At 56.9% G+C, this 14,291-nt stretch carries 15 protein-coding genes; 8 read left to right on the top strand and 7 right to left on the bottom strand.

The genetic code is table 11. The features are described from left to right. Window positions 1–11: 11 nt before the first annotated feature. From LUQ43_RS08990 to LUQ43_RS08955, 8 genes are all read left to right on the top strand, one after another. Window positions 12–152, top strand: a complete 141-nt coding sequence (locus LUQ43_RS08990; protein ID WP_299966512.1) for a YHS domain-containing protein — start codon at window positions 12–14, stop codon at window positions 150–152. Between the two features lie 146 nt (window positions 153–298). Beyond that, the gene (locus LUQ43_RS08985; RefSeq protein WP_299966510.1) at window positions 299–901 is read left to right on the top strand and encodes a DUF5698 domain-containing protein; all 603 of its coding nucleotides are present in this window, start codon (window positions 299–301) and stop codon (window positions 899–901) included. Window positions 902–1,030: 129 nt separating this feature from the next. After that, window positions 1,031–2,044 carry a hypothetical protein gene (locus LUQ43_RS08980; RefSeq protein ID WP_299966508.1) on the top strand — a complete coding sequence of 338 codons (1,014 nt, stop codon included), beginning with the start codon at window positions 1,031–1,033 and terminating at the stop codon, window positions 2,042–2,044. Window positions 2,045–2,079: 35 nt separating this feature from the next. Further along, on the top strand, window positions 2,080–2,541 hold the full coding sequence (locus tag LUQ43_RS08975; RefSeq protein WP_299966506.1) for a tetratricopeptide repeat protein: 462 nt from the start codon (window positions 2,080–2,082) through the stop codon (window positions 2,539–2,541). Between the two features lie 421 nt (window positions 2,542–2,962). Beyond that, on the top strand, window positions 2,963–3,451 hold the full coding sequence (locus LUQ43_RS08970; RefSeq protein WP_299966502.1) for a ferritin: 489 nt from the start codon (window positions 2,963–2,965) through the stop codon (window positions 3,449–3,451). Between the two features lie 51 nt (window positions 3,452–3,502). Beyond that, the gene (locus LUQ43_RS08965) at window positions 3,503–4,879 is read left to right on the top strand and encodes a response regulator (protein WP_299966500.1); all 1,377 of its coding nucleotides are present in this window, start codon (window positions 3,503–3,505) and stop codon (window positions 4,877–4,879) included. A gap of 59 nt (window positions 4,880–4,938) precedes the next feature. After that, the gene (locus LUQ43_RS08960) at window positions 4,939–6,045 is read left to right on the top strand and encodes a DUF362 domain-containing protein (protein WP_299966498.1); all 1,107 of its coding nucleotides are present in this window, start codon (window positions 4,939–4,941) and stop codon (window positions 6,043–6,045) included. Between the two features lie 245 nt (window positions 6,046–6,290). Continuing rightward, on the top strand, window positions 6,291–7,880 hold the full coding sequence (locus LUQ43_RS08955; RefSeq protein WP_299966496.1) for a glutamate synthase-related protein: 1,590 nt from the start codon (window positions 6,291–6,293) through the stop codon (window positions 7,878–7,880). Window positions 7,881–8,007: 127 nt separating this feature from the next. On the opposite strand, the gene LUQ43_RS08950 is transcribed toward LUQ43_RS08955, so the two are convergent. From LUQ43_RS08950 to LUQ43_RS08920, 7 genes are all read right to left on the bottom strand, one after another. After that, entirely contained in the window at window positions 8,008–8,931 is a 924-nt protein-coding gene (locus tag LUQ43_RS08950) for a response regulator (RefSeq protein ID WP_299966494.1), read from the bottom strand. An 81-nt stretch (window positions 8,932–9,012) separates the two neighbouring features. Continuing rightward, window positions 9,013–9,234, bottom strand: coding sequence for a hypothetical protein (locus LUQ43_RS08945; RefSeq protein WP_299966491.1), 222 nt, complete (start codon window positions 9,232–9,234; stop codon window positions 9,013–9,015). Further along, on the bottom strand, window positions 9,228–9,866 hold the full coding sequence (locus tag LUQ43_RS08940) for a Fe-only nitrogenase accessory AnfO family protein (RefSeq protein WP_299966488.1): 639 nt from the start codon (window positions 9,864–9,866) through the stop codon (window positions 9,228–9,230). The genes LUQ43_RS08945 and LUQ43_RS08940 overlap by 7 nt, the downstream gene beginning before the upstream one ends. A gap of 14 nt (window positions 9,867–9,880) precedes the next feature. Beyond that, window positions 9,881–10,189, bottom strand: coding sequence for a 2Fe-2S ferredoxin (locus LUQ43_RS08935; protein WP_299966485.1), 309 nt, complete (start codon window positions 10,187–10,189; stop codon window positions 9,881–9,883). 1 nt (window position 10,190) lies between these two features. After that, the gene (locus tag LUQ43_RS08930) at window positions 10,191–11,582 is read right to left on the bottom strand and encodes a nitrogenase component 1 (RefSeq protein ID WP_299966483.1); all 1,392 of its coding nucleotides are present in this window, start codon (window positions 11,580–11,582) and stop codon (window positions 10,191–10,193) included. Further along, the gene (nifE, locus tag LUQ43_RS08925) at window positions 11,582–12,961 is read right to left on the bottom strand and encodes a nitrogenase iron-molybdenum cofactor biosynthesis protein NifE (RefSeq protein ID WP_299966480.1); all 1,380 of its coding nucleotides are present in this window, start codon (window positions 12,959–12,961) and stop codon (window positions 11,582–11,584) included. The genes LUQ43_RS08930 and nifE overlap by 1 nt, the downstream gene beginning before the upstream one ends. 26 nt (window positions 12,962–12,987) lie before the next feature. After that, a partial coding sequence (locus LUQ43_RS08920) for a nitrogenase component 1 (protein WP_299966477.1) occupies window positions 12,988–14,291 on the bottom strand: 1,304 nt, incomplete at its 5' end.

Genomic DNA, 14,291 nt, shown 5'->3' with positions numbered 1-14,291 from the left:
TGAGGTGTATCATGGCGATTGACCCGATCTGCAAAATGACCGTTGATGAGAAGACGGCAAAGTTCACGAGCGAACACAAGGGAAAGAAGTATTATTTCTGTGCCCCGGGCTGCAAGAAGAAGTTCGATGCCGATCCCGCGAAGTACGTGTGATCATCCGGGCCAGATCATCCGCGCTAGAGCGGATATTTCCCCAGATTGTTCTTTTTTTCCCGGATTACGAGGAATATTGATATAGAAATACTCAACAACCCTTTTTAAAGAGTCCATCGGAATCCAGTCACAACTACGGTGAACATATGTCGTTCTTCGTCATCAGTCCTGAACTATATGCATGGGTCATCCTTCCCCTGCTCATCTTCCTTGCCCGCATAGCCGATGTGAGCATGGAGACCATCCGGGTCGTGTACATATCGCGGGGGATCAAGTACCTCGCTCCTATCATCGCATTCTTCGAGATCATCATCTGGCTGCTCGCCATGGAAGTTGTCTTAAAGGATCTCTCGAACGTGGCGAATTTCATGGCCTACGCGTTCGGGTTTGCCTCCGGGACCTATATCGGGCTTGTCATCGAGGAGAAACTTTCGATCGGTACCGTGATCCTGCGGATTGTCACAACAGAAGAATCCACCGATAAGATCGTGGCATTCCTTGAAGCGGAACACTATGGTGCTACGAGACTGGATGCCCAGGGAACCCGGGGCAGCGTGCGGATGATCCTCTCGCTGGTCAACCGCACGGATGTACCGCGGATCACGGAGCATATCGAAGATACCAATCCCGGGGCATTCTTTTCGATTGAAGATGTCCGGTACGTAAACCAGGGCGTATTCAGGCCAAAACAGCCCCATGCATTCTCGGGACTCTTTGAATCGCTCACCCATTCCCATAAAAGGAAATAATTTTTTTTGGTTATCCGGATTGAGATCCGGTATTTTTTCATGTGCATGATATAAAAAGCAGTGAAACATAAGCTCACTGGAATAAAACCCTGGACGCGAGTGTGCCAGGGACATAACCGGGACCGCGACATGAAGACCGAGATGCCCTTATCCAAACCAATCCGGAGGTTCATCACCCAGACGGAAGAACTTCTCGACACGGAGATCTCGCTCTTGCGGCAGCCGGAAGCAGATCCGGCCGGCACCCTGGTCGATCAATATACGTACGATATTGACACGAACGTCATCATCTTTCCCGCACAGTATATCGGCCTGCTCAAGGACTTCGTCATCGCAAAACACTGCACGCACCTGCTCATGAAAGGCGCTGCAACGAAACTCTCTGCGTACAAGGTCTGTTCGTATGATCAGGATTCCGTGTACCGGGGCATGCGCCAGATCTATATCGATGCGCTCAAGGACGAGGCAAAGAAGGAGAACAAACTCCCGGTCCAGAAACTCATCCAGATGCTCTTCATCCTCTTCACCCATTTCAATGACGATGTCAACGAGATCCCGTGGAATGCGATCAACAATGCCAGCGTCTATCACCGCATGCCCAAGATCCGCAAGACCCAGCTCTACCATATCATGAAGGAGAGCAAGCATGACATGGACGAGATGATGGAGCAGGAGACCATCATCCCCCGCCGGTATTTTGTCATGAACAAGGCGATGTTCTATGCCCGCGACATGTTCCTGGCTAAGACCCTTCCCGCAGATGAACTGATGCCGGTGCTGAATATCCCCCAGATGAAAAAGTTCAACCATCTTGAGGTCAAGGAGATGCTGACGACACGGTGGACGCAGACCGCATGGTACCAGTCCAAGGTCTTTGGCGACAACATGCTCGAGATCATTGACAAGCCGCTCGGGCTGGTGAAGTGGGATGAAGAGCCAACCCTGGAGTATTTCCATGACCTCTACAAGGTCGGGGTTCTCGTAACCGACAACCTCCTCTCGTACATGACCATGCGGGACTGGTTCTCCTGGGAGACGCCAAAGCACCTGATCACTGCCAATGAGAACAAAGATGAGTACGAGAAGAAGGCATTAAAGAAAATATTCGGGGATCTCTTGTCCGATGTATGGGAGGATTCATGAGCCCTCTTCCCAAAAAACAGCGAGGCTGGTGAACTATGCCAGGCAAGGAAGTACAGGAACTGTTGAGAAAAGGAAAATCCTACGCAACGCGGACGAAATTCAAGGATGCCCTTTTTTACTACAACAAGGCGCTCGCGCTGGAACCGGGTTACCCGGAGAGCCTGGTTCTCCGGGCATCAGTCTATATCGATACCGGAAAATACCCCGAAGCGCTTGCAGACTGTGACAGGGCATTGTCACGGGACAGTAATTATGCCGATGCCTGGTCGAAGAAAGCGCTGATCATGTTCTACCTTGAACGGTTTGAGGATGCGATCCAGGCCAGTACCCGGGCAACCACGCTGAACGGCAACGATGTGTCGGCATGGTACATCAAAGGGGTCTGCCTGGACGAGATGGGCAGGAGCGATGAGGCCCAGGAAGCGTACGGGAAATCCCTTGAACTGGAGATCATCCTCGATATCCAGGCAGAGAGTAAAAAGGTCCGGGAAAGATAATTTTTTTTTGGTGATTGTGTACCATCCACCAAACGTGCGATAAACCTGAAACAAAATTTTCATTACCGCTCTTGGGGGCCCCGGCAAGCCTCCGCCCCCGCCGCTCGGGCATCCCCCGGTTGCGATAGTGCCGTATTACCTGTACCTGTGTGTGCCCCCAATTAAGGTAATGCCGAGGCATCGCAATGCTTCCTGTCCCCCTCGGGGACTGCCAGCGCAAGAGGCGGACTGTTTTTTGTGTTCTCCGGAGCGCAAATCTAAAAAATCCTGAATTGGCTCAATACTAACCATGGGTTCGTGGTGGACTTTACCTAATCACCTTTTTTTATAAGGACTGGGGCAGGCGCACGGTACGGCATCTGCTGCAACAGAAAGCATTATGAAACGCTAAACCAATGGCACTTCAAACGGAGGAGTCCGGATGATTTCCAAAACGGTAGAATCTGCACTGAACCGCCAGGTCAACCGCGAGCTGTACTCTGCGTACCTGTATCTGGCAATGTCCGCCTGTTTTGAGAGCGCAAACCTGAAGGGATTCGCGAAATGGATGCGCATCCAGGCAAAGGAGGAGCAGGCCCATGCCATGAAGATCTACGACTACCTGCTTGCCCGCGGGGGAAAGGTTTCCCTTGAGGAGATCGAGGCACCAAAGGTGAAATGGACTTCGGCCGGTAAGGTCTTTGAGGAGGTCTGTGCCCATGAGCAGAAAGTGACGGGCATGATCAACAATCTCGTTGATCTCTCCATGAAAGAGAACGATCATGCCACGTTCGAGATGCTCCAGTGGTTTGTCAAAGAGCAGGTGGAGGAAGAGGAGCATGCAAGCGCGATCCTCGCGCAGATCCAGATGACTGGCGATGTACCCGGCCATCTCTTCTATCTCGACCACCATCTCGCGAAGCGGGAATAATTTCGGAATCTTTTTCCTTTTATACCTCATTGGTCATAATTCGATGATTTGATGCACTCGGTTCTTGTCGTCGATGATGAAGAAGAACTGCTTGACGTAATGCGATTGTTTCTTGAGCGGGCCGGCAGCATGACCGTCCGGACTGCGGCATCTTCAAAAGAGGCCCTGGATATCCTGGAGGATCAGTCTTTTGACGCACTGGTTCTCGATTACTACATGCCGGAGATTACCGGTATCGAATTGCTGAAGATCCTCCGTGCAAAGGGGGATACGACTCCGGTGATCGTGTTCACCGGGATTGGCCGGGAGAATGCAGCGATCGAGGCGCTCAACAACGGGGCGGACTTTTTCCTAAAAAAGGGCGACGGCCCGGTCGTAGAACTCCGGGAACTGGTCGATATGATCAACCGGGCCGTGGACCGGAGATTCCTGGGAAAGTCCATGGGCATGTCGCAAAAAGTCATTGCCGATACGATCAGTTTTTTCCCGGAGGCCGCGTTTGCCATCGATCATGAAGGCAAAGTACTTGCATGGAACGAGGGCATGGCTGAGATTACCGGTACCGGTCCCGGGGATCTGATCGGGAAAGGGAACCTGTGCTATTCGGTTCCGATTCTCGGGCAGAAGGGCCCGGTGCTGGGCGACCTGATCTTTGAACCAGACGAGACGATTGTAAAAAACGGGTATACGATCATCACCCGGGACAAAGATACGGTGCTGGCGTGGACGTTCACCCGTGGAAACAACGGGAACAAAAAAGCATTCTGGATGAAAGCAAAGCACCTGCACGATACCAAAGGGGCATTCATTGCCGTGATCACGATGATCCGGGATATCACCGTGGAAAAGAGCAGGGAGATCCGGGAACTGGCAACTTCCGTCCCGGACCTGGGGAGCCTGCCGGATACCCCCGGTCCGGCACAAGGCGGAATGCTCGGCAGGATCTTCGGGAAAGCCAAATCAATCCACAGGGATGCGCTTTACCTCTCCTTCCGGGAAGGAAAATATGATGAAGCAATCCCCCTGTTCACCCGGGCCATTGAAACTGACCCGGCATTCGCGTTTGCATGGCATGACCGGGGGGTCTGCTTCCGGGAACTGGGAAGGGATGAGGAGGCCCTGCGGGATTTCAACCAGGCAGCGAAGCTCCTGCCGGATGACGAGGAAGTGTTGTTCAGCAGGGCGGATCTCCTGAATACGATGGCGTTGCAGCGGGGAGAGGCAAAAATTTTCAATGCCGCAATCCGGGCCCTGAACCGCACCCTCGAGGTCAACCCGCACCATGCCCGTGCATGGAACAGCCTTGGCATCTGCATGAAAGCGATGGGACAGAGCGAGACGGCTCAGCAGTATTTCGATCGCTCCAATGAACTGATCAAGATGGGCTGGGAACGGTATAAAAAACGGAATCTTGAGGGCATGGTCTGATCGCGAACCGGGAGAAAATATCTTAAGGGAATCAGCATAGCCTTAAGGGAGTGATCTCAGTGAAGAGCCCAGTTTATTTTGCCAGCATCCGTGCCCATTCCGATCATGAGAGCACAACGGAAAAAGTGCGGAGGCTGTTCGATCGTGCCGGCTTTCAAAACCTGATTGCGCCGCAGGACAAGACTGCCGTCAAGCTCCATTTCGGCGAGACGGGGAGCGACGGGTTCATCAGCCCGGTCTATGTCCGGCAGGTTGTGGAGAAGGTACAGGAGTGCAGGGGTCTGCCGTTCCTGACCGATACGAACACGCTGTACCTTGGCGGCCGCACGAATGCCGTTGAGCATATCGGGACCGCAATCCACCACGGGTTCGATTATGCAGTGGCCGGGGCGCCGGTCATCATTGCTGACGGACTCACCGGGAAAAATATCCGGAAGGTCGCCATCGGGAAGAAGCATTTCGATGAAGTGTCTATTGCCGGTGACATCGCGGCAGCCGACAGCATGATCGTATTGAGCCATTTCAAGGGGCACTGCGTTGCCGGCTTCGGGGGCGCGATCAAAAATCTCGCCATGGGATGCGCTGCCCCGGAGGGGAAGCGGGCCCAGCACAATGCCCGCCCGTTCACGATACCGGAGAAATGCACGGGGTGCGCATCCTGCATGAAGGTCTGCCCGAACAAGGCGATTACCGTAAAAAAGAAGAAGTCGGTCATCACGCAGGAGCTCTGCATCGGCTGCTTCGAGTGTATGCACGCCTGCCCGGAACATGCGATCGACATCGACTGGGAGACCGAGATCCCGCAGTTCATGGAGCGGATGGTCGAGTACGCGTACGGTGCTGTCCAGGGAAAGGAGAACAAGGTCGGGTACATGAACTTCCTCATACGGATCACGCCGGAATGCGACTGCTTCCCGTTCACCGATGCGCCGATTGTGCCGGATATCGGGATCCTTGCTTCAACCGACCCGGTGGCGATCGATGCGGCAAGTTTCGATCTCGTCAACCAGCAGCAGGGATTTATGGATTCGATGCTCACAGCACACCACCACACGGGAGAGGACAAATTTACCGGCGTGCATGCGCAGACGGATGGGTTCAGGCAGGTAACCTATGCCGGGGAGATCGGTATGGGATCCAGCAGGTATGATCTCATTAAAATCTGATTTTTTTTGAAAAACCAGTTTTTAAAAATTTCTCATTTTTTGCACTTTTACCCTGCAATATAAGGAAAAAGTAGGTGGAAATGCACTTCCATCATCGATAAAAATCGAAAATCTTATAAGAGGGTGGAAAGCAAGCGCTTATTACCCAATGAGTTTTAATAAAAATTAAGTTTGAGAATTATTATCGCTCAGACGGTACCTTCGCATTATCGAGGGAAATTTTGCAATTTCCATGGAGTGTCATTATGAATCTTAGACAACCCAATGCCAATGAAGCGACCGGGACTGTAAACCGCTCGCGGAGTGTTGCTCCGTGCTCCGGTATCTGTACCCGCTGCATGGATGGCTGCAAGGGCAGCTGTGAGATCTGGCTTTCTTCTTTCAGAGGACGGGAGGTTTTATACCCCGGCCCGTTCGGCGAGATCACCGCAGGTGCCGACAAGAACTACCCGATCGATTACTCGCACCTGAACATCCAGGGATATGCACAGGGCGCCAAGGGGCTTCCCGAAGGCACCGAGATCGGCCCGGACTCAGCGGTTTTCTCCTCCGTTGACACCGAGACCGAGTACGGCTGGTCCAAGAAAGTCCAGATGAAAGTCCCGATCTTCACCGGTGCGCTCGGCTCGACCGAGATTGCCCGGGCAAACTGGGAGCACTTCGCCGTTGGTGCCGCGATCTCCGGTATCACCCTCGTATGCGGGGAAAACGTCTGCGGTATCGACCCGGGCCTCAAGCTTGACGCAAAGCACAAGGTCAAGGAATCCCCCGAGATGGACCGCCGGATCAACACGTACAGAAAATTCCAGAGCAAGTACGGTGAGATCCTCGTCCAGATGAATGTCGAAGACACCCGCCTCGGTGTCGCCGAGTACGTTGCAAGCAAGCACAACCTCGACACCATCGAGCTCAAGTGGGGACAGGGCGCCAAGTGTATCGGCGGCGAGATCAAGGTCAAGAGCCTGGAACGCGCCATCGAACTCAAGAAGCGCGGCTACATCGTCCTCCCCGACCCGACGGTCAAGGAGAACCAGGCAGCATTCAAGGCCGGCGCCATCAAGGAGTTCGAGCGCCACTCACGCCTCGGTTTTGTCACGAAGGAAGGATTCCTCGAAGAGATCGACCGGCTCCGCGACATCGGTTTCAAGCGGGTAACGCTCAAGACCGGGGCGTACTCCATGGTTGAACTCGCCATGGCACTCCGCTACTGTTCGGAAGCCAAGATCGACCTTTTGACCATCGACGGTGCACCCGGCGGAACTGGTATGAGCCCGTGGCCGATGATGAACGAATGGGGTATCCCGACGTTCTACCTGCAGGCACTCACCTACGAGTTTGCCCAGAAACTTGAGAAGAAGGGCTACCGCGTGCCCGACCTCGCCATGGCCGGCGGATTCTCCGATGAGCCCGGCGTCTTCAAGGCACTCGCGATGGGCAGCCCGTACTTCAAGGCGGTCTGCATGGGCCGTGCCCTCATGATCCCCGGATTCGTTGGCAAAAACATCGAGAAGTGGATCAAGGACGGCGAACTGCCGAAGTCCGTCTCCAAGTATGGCAGCAGTGTCCAGGAGATCTTCGTCTGCTACGAGGAGCTCAAGGAGAAATACGGCAACAAGATGAAGGAGATCCCCATGGGTGCAGTCGGTATCTACACGCATGCATCGAAATTCCGCACCGGCCTCCAGCAGCTCATGGCAGGCAGCAGGAACTTCAACCTCTCCACCATTACCCGTGATGACTTAATGGCACTGACCGAGGAAGCGGCCGGGGTCTCGGGCATCGAGTACGTCATGTCCGCACGGTATGACGAGGCAATGGGGCAGCTGCTCGACTGATCGCTGACATATCAGTCCGGTTACGTCTGCGCCGGGATAATCCCGGCAAATCTTTTTTGAAATGATTCGGCTTGACCAGGCCACGGTCCGCCGGGAGATCCAGCCCGGTGCAGGTCCGTTGTCTCCCCTATCCAGCAGAATTTTCCTTATTATCGATCAGATCCAGGGCAAAGCAGAGATCCTCTACGAGTTCCTCAAGGAGCCGGATCTCCCGGTCATTAAAAAAATTCACTTCGGCAGCATAGAACCGTATTGCCCCGATCGCTTTCCCCCGGCAGATGAGGGGAAGCGCTGCCGATGAGCGGTACCCCCGACGTGCCGCCTCATGCCGGTAGTTCTCCATACGGGGATCGGATGCAATATCATTGCTTATCATGGGCCGGCCCTCGCGGATCGCAGTCCCGGTCAGTCCCATCCCCGCAGGGATGTTGTCCGTGCTCACGGAGATGTTACTCAGATACCCTTCCTCGTACCCGCAGGCAGCTACCGGGATGACATTATGCGTTTCCCCATCGATCATGCCGATCCATGCCATGAGGAATTTTCCTTCGTCAATCGCGATCCGGCAGGCTTCCACGAGAAGTTCCTGCCGGTCGCGGATATGGATGACTGCCCGGTTGATACGCGACACGACTGCGTAGAGCCGGTTTAAGTGCAGGATCGTCTCGCTCGCCTGGCGGCGTTCGACAGACCGGGTGATCATATGGACAAGTTCAGCGAATTGCGATTTCGGCCCCCCGCCTTTCTGGAGGTAGTGATCCGCCCCTGCGTTCAGGGCCTCGATGACGACCTCCTCCCTTCCCCGGCCCGTGAAAATGATGACCGGGAGTGTCGGCCAGGTTGCCCGGATCTTTTTTAAGAATTCAATGCCATCCATCTCGGGCATCTGGTAGTCAGAGATAATCACATCATACCTCCGGGTCTTCATACGTTCCAGGGCAGCCGGAGCAGACACAAGGGTATCTACCTGGAATTGTCCTGTCCGCTCCAGGTAGATCTTCGCGATTTCGAGGAGAATTGATTCATCATCAACATAGAGTACCGAAATCATTGATGACCTCACGGTATGATCGATAAGTCTATGAATATTCCCGGACCGGCAGGGATCCATTTCCCGGGCATATCGCCCGGGTTATCCCCGCCGGGACATGATGGCGTCCCCGTGTTCCTGCGTGTCGGAAAAAAGGGCCAGCCCGGGATTCATACGATGAATCGCCCGGCCAACCGGCTGGCAGGTGCATGCGGAAGGAAATGGTTGTAAGCCCGGTGAGATGAGAGTGTCCTTCCCGCTGGCAATAAGGGAATATCCCGCTGCTCCGGCCGCAGCCATACCGGGGGGCGGGTGGTTCAGCAACAGCCCCCTGCCGGCCTTTTGAGCAGCACTTTCACATCATGAAGCGCGGTCTGTTCATGGGTGAGATCGTACCCGAGCCGCTCGGCATCAACCTCAATCCATGGGGGAACATGATCGCAGGTGATCTCCAGCTCGGTGAACGCGCCGGCCTGTACGAACGTCCGGAGTACCTGCTTGCTACTCATCTCAGGACGCTTTCCCTGGATCTCGCGGATGGAGATGTAATATTTCCCGGGCGAAATCTCAAGCGGGGCCGGGATGTCGGCACCGTCTGGCAATGGGATTTTTGCTTCCTGCTCCTCCTTTGCCTCCAGCCAGACCGTACCGAGGAATTCAGAAGGGCTCCCGGCAATCTCGAAGACCTGGCATTCCGCCTTCTCCAGTTCGAAGAAGGAGGCCCCGCTCGCCGAACGGGCAACGAAGGTCCGGCAGGTCCCGAGGAATGCGATGAGTTCCCCCATCCGCCTGCGCAGGCCGGCAAGCCCGCCGTCTGATTCGAGCGAGAACGGGAGCCGGCGTTCCGCGAGCCAGGTTCCGTTCACCCTGCGATACACAATGACCGTGCCCGGTTCGCTGAGCGGGACGGTCCGGCCGTCAATGCCGGTAATGACCGCAATCTCTGATATACACATACCCTTCTCCTGCGTTACAGGGCGAGACGCCCCACGGGATTTCCCCCTTCGATGTGCGAGTCGAGGATCTCGGGTACGTCGTCGGCAGTAACCGAACCGTACCAGATATTGTCGGGATACACGACCACGACCGGGCCCTGCTCGCAGATACCAAAGCAACCGGTGTTGGAGAGAAAGACCTCCCCGCCGATGCCGCGTTCTTCGATCTCTTCCTGGAACTTTGCCATCACCTCAAGGCCCGCCTTGGTGTGGCAGAACCCTTTCTGCTGCCCGTTGGGACGGGAGCTGGTACAGACAAAGATATGATGGGTGGGTTTTTGCATTTCAGATACCTTCCATGATTTCTGTTCTGTTCGTCTCTTCGTACCGGAGCCGGCGGTACGAGCCGTGTTTCTGCTCAAGCAGCGTGTTCGTGATCCGGTCGAGGAGCGCAAGCGTTCCCGCGTAACCCACGGAGAGAATACGCTGGCCGCCGACCCGGTCGTGGACGGGGAAGCCGGTCCGGACAACCGGGATGCCGTGCCGCTCGGTGAAGAACTTCCCGCCGGAATGACCGATTGCGATATTCGCGCCGGCCCGGAGTGCCGCTGCTTCAATTGCGGCAAAATCCGTTTCTTCGAGGACCACGGGCTGTTCATCCAGGCCCGGGAGGAGCGGTTCGAGACATGAGGCCAGCCGGCTTGCACGGGTTCCGCTCGCGATGACGACCGGGGCGATGCCATTCTCGGTGCAGGCCCGGGTGAGGGCATACACCAGTTCCGGCTCGCCGTAGATGACAGCCCTGCCCTCCGCATTGTGCTTGTGGGCATCGGCCATGGCATCGAGAAGCCAGCCACGTTCGTTTGCAAGGGATTCCGGCCGGGGATGCCCGCTGATCTTTTCGAGAACGGCAAGGAGCTGGTCGGCTGCCTCGATCCCTACCGGAAGCGGCAGGGTGACGAGCGGAACGCCGTACTCCTGTTCGAGCCAGAGGCCGGGCGAGAGATTGTCCGGGCAGGTGGCGCCGAACTGGATCGTGAGCGGGGCGCCGGGCATGGCCGCGATCTCCTCGGGTCTCGTCCCGCCGGCCGGGATCTTCTGGTACCGCCCGGCAAACGGGCGGTCAAGGGTCAGGGAGTAGTCGGGGATGAGAGTAATCGCAAGACCCATGAGGGTGAAGATTCTCTGGATCTCCCGGATGTCTGCGGGGCTGATATGCGGGACTATCACGTTGATGCACCGGTGCGGTCCCGAGGGCCGGGCATAGTGGGCGATGACCGCTTTTGTCGCGGCCCAGTACCCTTCCGTGTGGCTCCCGCTGTAGCTCGGCGTAGGCACCGCGATGATGTCGGGGCAGCCCGTTGCCTGTTCCGTCTGGTAATCGCGGATGATCCGGTCCAGGTCCTCACCCATGGTCTCGGCAAGGCAGGTGGTCAGGACGCCTACCACGGACGGGGCATAGACCCGGCGCATGTTGTCGAGCGCCTTCTTCAGGTTCGCTTCCCCACCGTGGATCGTCTGTTTCTCGTTGAGCGAGGAGGAGGCAATATCCACCGGCTCGTTGAAGTGGTTGACGCAGGTGAGGCGCATGTAGGTGCTGCACCCCTGCGAGCCGTGGACGAGCGCCATTGCTCCCGCGATCCCCCGGAACGCGATGATGGCTCCAAGCGGCATGCAGTGCTGGCACTGGTTCTTGTTCACCTGCCGGACCGTACCGGCATTTCCGGCGGGTGCCATCAGGCACCTCCTGTCGGGGTCCGGAGGTACTTCCAGACCGGTGAGCAGGTGCTGATGTACACCTCGCGGGCAAAGTTCACGGCGCCGTCGAACCCGGCAAGGCACTCCTTGCGGTCATGGTTGTGGTCCACGAAGCCGACACCCAGTTTGTAGGCGAGTACGCGTTCCTTGACACCGCCGGCCATGACATCGACTTTTTTCTCGATAAGGAACCGTTCGATCTCGGCCGGGTTGGTGTCGTCGACTACGATCGCCCCCGCATCAAGAAGACTGGTGATGGTGGCGTATTCCTCTGTTTTGCCGGTCTGGGTACCGGTCAGGACGATCACCATCCCGAGCTCGCGGAGCTGCCGGATCAGGGCAACGGCCTTGTAGGCCCCGCCCACGTAGATCGCGGCCCGTTTTCCGGCCAGTTTCTGCCGGTAGCGTTCGATGGCCGGGCGGATGCGGGCAGTCTCCCGCTCGATGATCCGCTCGGTCCGTTCCGTAATCACCGGGTCATCGTAGAACCGGGCGATCTTCCGCAGGCTCTCCGAAGTGTTCTCCGCGCCAAAGAAGTTGACGTCCATGAAGGGAGTGCCGAACTCTTTTTCGAGCTGCTGGGCCACCCAGTGCATCGAGCCCGTGCACTGTACAAGGTTGAGACACGCACCGGGCGCCTGCTTTAAGGCCGCCACGGTCGAGTCTCCGGTGAAGGCGACATTGATCTCAATGCCCATCTCGCCAAGATAGCGCCGGGCCAGCCACATCTCGCCGCTCAGGTTATACTCGCCGAGGAAGTTGAGTTTCTGCGTCTTCTCGATCTGCTCCCCTTCTTTTGGCGTGATGAGCCGCATGAGGGCAAGGGCTGCGGCACGGTACCCGACCACCTTGTTGCCGGAGATGAAACCGCTCGACTCGACTGGGATCACCTCGGTGTTGTGGTGGCGCGTGGCCTCTTTGCATACCGCAACGATGTCGTCACCGATCATGCCGGTAACGCAGGTTGCGTACACGAAGATTGCGGGGGGGTGGTATTTCTCCACGATCTCATCGATACAGGCGGCGAGTTTCTTCTCGCCGCCAAAGACCACGTCCCGCTCCTTCATGTCGGTCGAGAAACTGTTCCGGTACATCTCCGACCCGCTCGACAGGCTGCCCCGGATGTCCCAGGTATAGGCAGCGCAGCCGATCGGGCCGTGGACCAGGTGGACCGCATCCGTGACCGGGTTTAAGACAACACGGGCCCCGCAGAAGACGCAGGCCCGTTGGCTGACGGAGCCGGCCAGGCTGTCGTCAGCGCAGTGGATGCTCTTCCTGCCCGTTCCGGCAGTCAGGATGGAGTTCTGGCGTTCGCTGATGCATGCCCCCTCTTCTGGTGGGAGAGAGATGGTTTCCATGATATCTCACGTCCGGATAATTCCCACTATAACACGAGTTCGAAATCCTCATCCAGGCAGTCGCGATCCCGGCGATCCAGGAGCGCGTTTGAGATCTGTTCGATCAGGCGCAGGCATCCCCGGTAGCCGACCACCGGCATGAGCGGGTGGACGGCCCGGTCCAGGATGGGAAAGCCGAAGCGGACGAACGGGACATCCTCGGCCCGGGCAATATACTTGCCATACGAGGTGCCGATCAACAGATCGACCGGGGCCTCTTTGATCCATTGCTGGAGCTCGAAGAGGTCGCCTTCCGCTTTCACCCGGGCGCCGGTGACTCCTGCATCGTCGAGCATCTTTTTTACCCCGGTCTCGAATGCCTTGCCGGGCGTACCCGTGAGGACGTACACCGGGACCATGCCCATGGCGAGCAGGAATTCAGTGAGCGCGATCACGTGGTCGGGATCGCCGAAGATCGCAACGCGTTTTCCCTGGTAGTGGAAGTGCGTGTCGATCAGCGTATCGATGACCTGCCCGCGTTCGAGCGTGAGCGATGCCGGGATCTCGACCCCGAACCAGTCCCTGATCGCCATGATGAAATCATCCGTGGCCTTGATGCCGATAGGCAGCCTGAGCGGAATACCGGTGACACCGCATTTCTCCTGCAGCACGTCCGCAGCATCGTGCGATGCGAACGCACCGAGCGCAAGGGTGACTTCCGAGTTGCCGGAATCGCGGATCTCGGCAACCGTGGTGCCGCCATCGGGATACATCTGGTACCGGCTCGTCAGCGGGGTGTCGAGCACGCCCGACGTGTCCGGGAACATGATCATTTTTACACCCAGCAGGTCCACGATGCGGCGGATCTCCCGCATGTCGCCGGGATTGACAAAGCCGGGCAGGACGTTCATCTGCGATTTTTTTACGGCACTATCGGACTGCGCAAGATACGAGACCATGGCCTTGCACATGCCGGAGAATCCCGTGATGTGCGAGCCCTGGTAGCTCGGGGTGTTGACGTGGATGACCACTTTTCCTTCCGGGACCTCTGCCTGTTTGATGATGTTGGGGAGATCGTCCCCGATCGTCTCGGAGAGGCAGGTGGTGTGGACCGCCATGATCTCGGGATTGTAGATCGCAAACACGTTTTTTATCGAGGTCTTTAAGTTGGCCGCACCGCCAAAGACCGAGGCGCCTTCGGTAAAGGAACTGGATGACGCGAGCACCGGGTCCCGGAAATGCCGGGTGAGGTGCATGCGGTGGTACGCACAGCAGCCCTGCGAGCCGTGGCTGTGGGGCAGGCACCCGTGGATACCGAGCGCGGCATACATGGCCCCGAGCGGCTGGCAGG

The sequence above is a fragment of the Methanoregula sp. genome, assembly GCF_028679125.1.
GTDB lineage: Archaea > Halobacteriota > Methanomicrobia > Methanomicrobiales > Methanospirillaceae > Methanoregula.
Note: the sequence above shows the minus strand (reverse complement) of the source record. Positions and strands in the feature narration are given on the sequence as shown.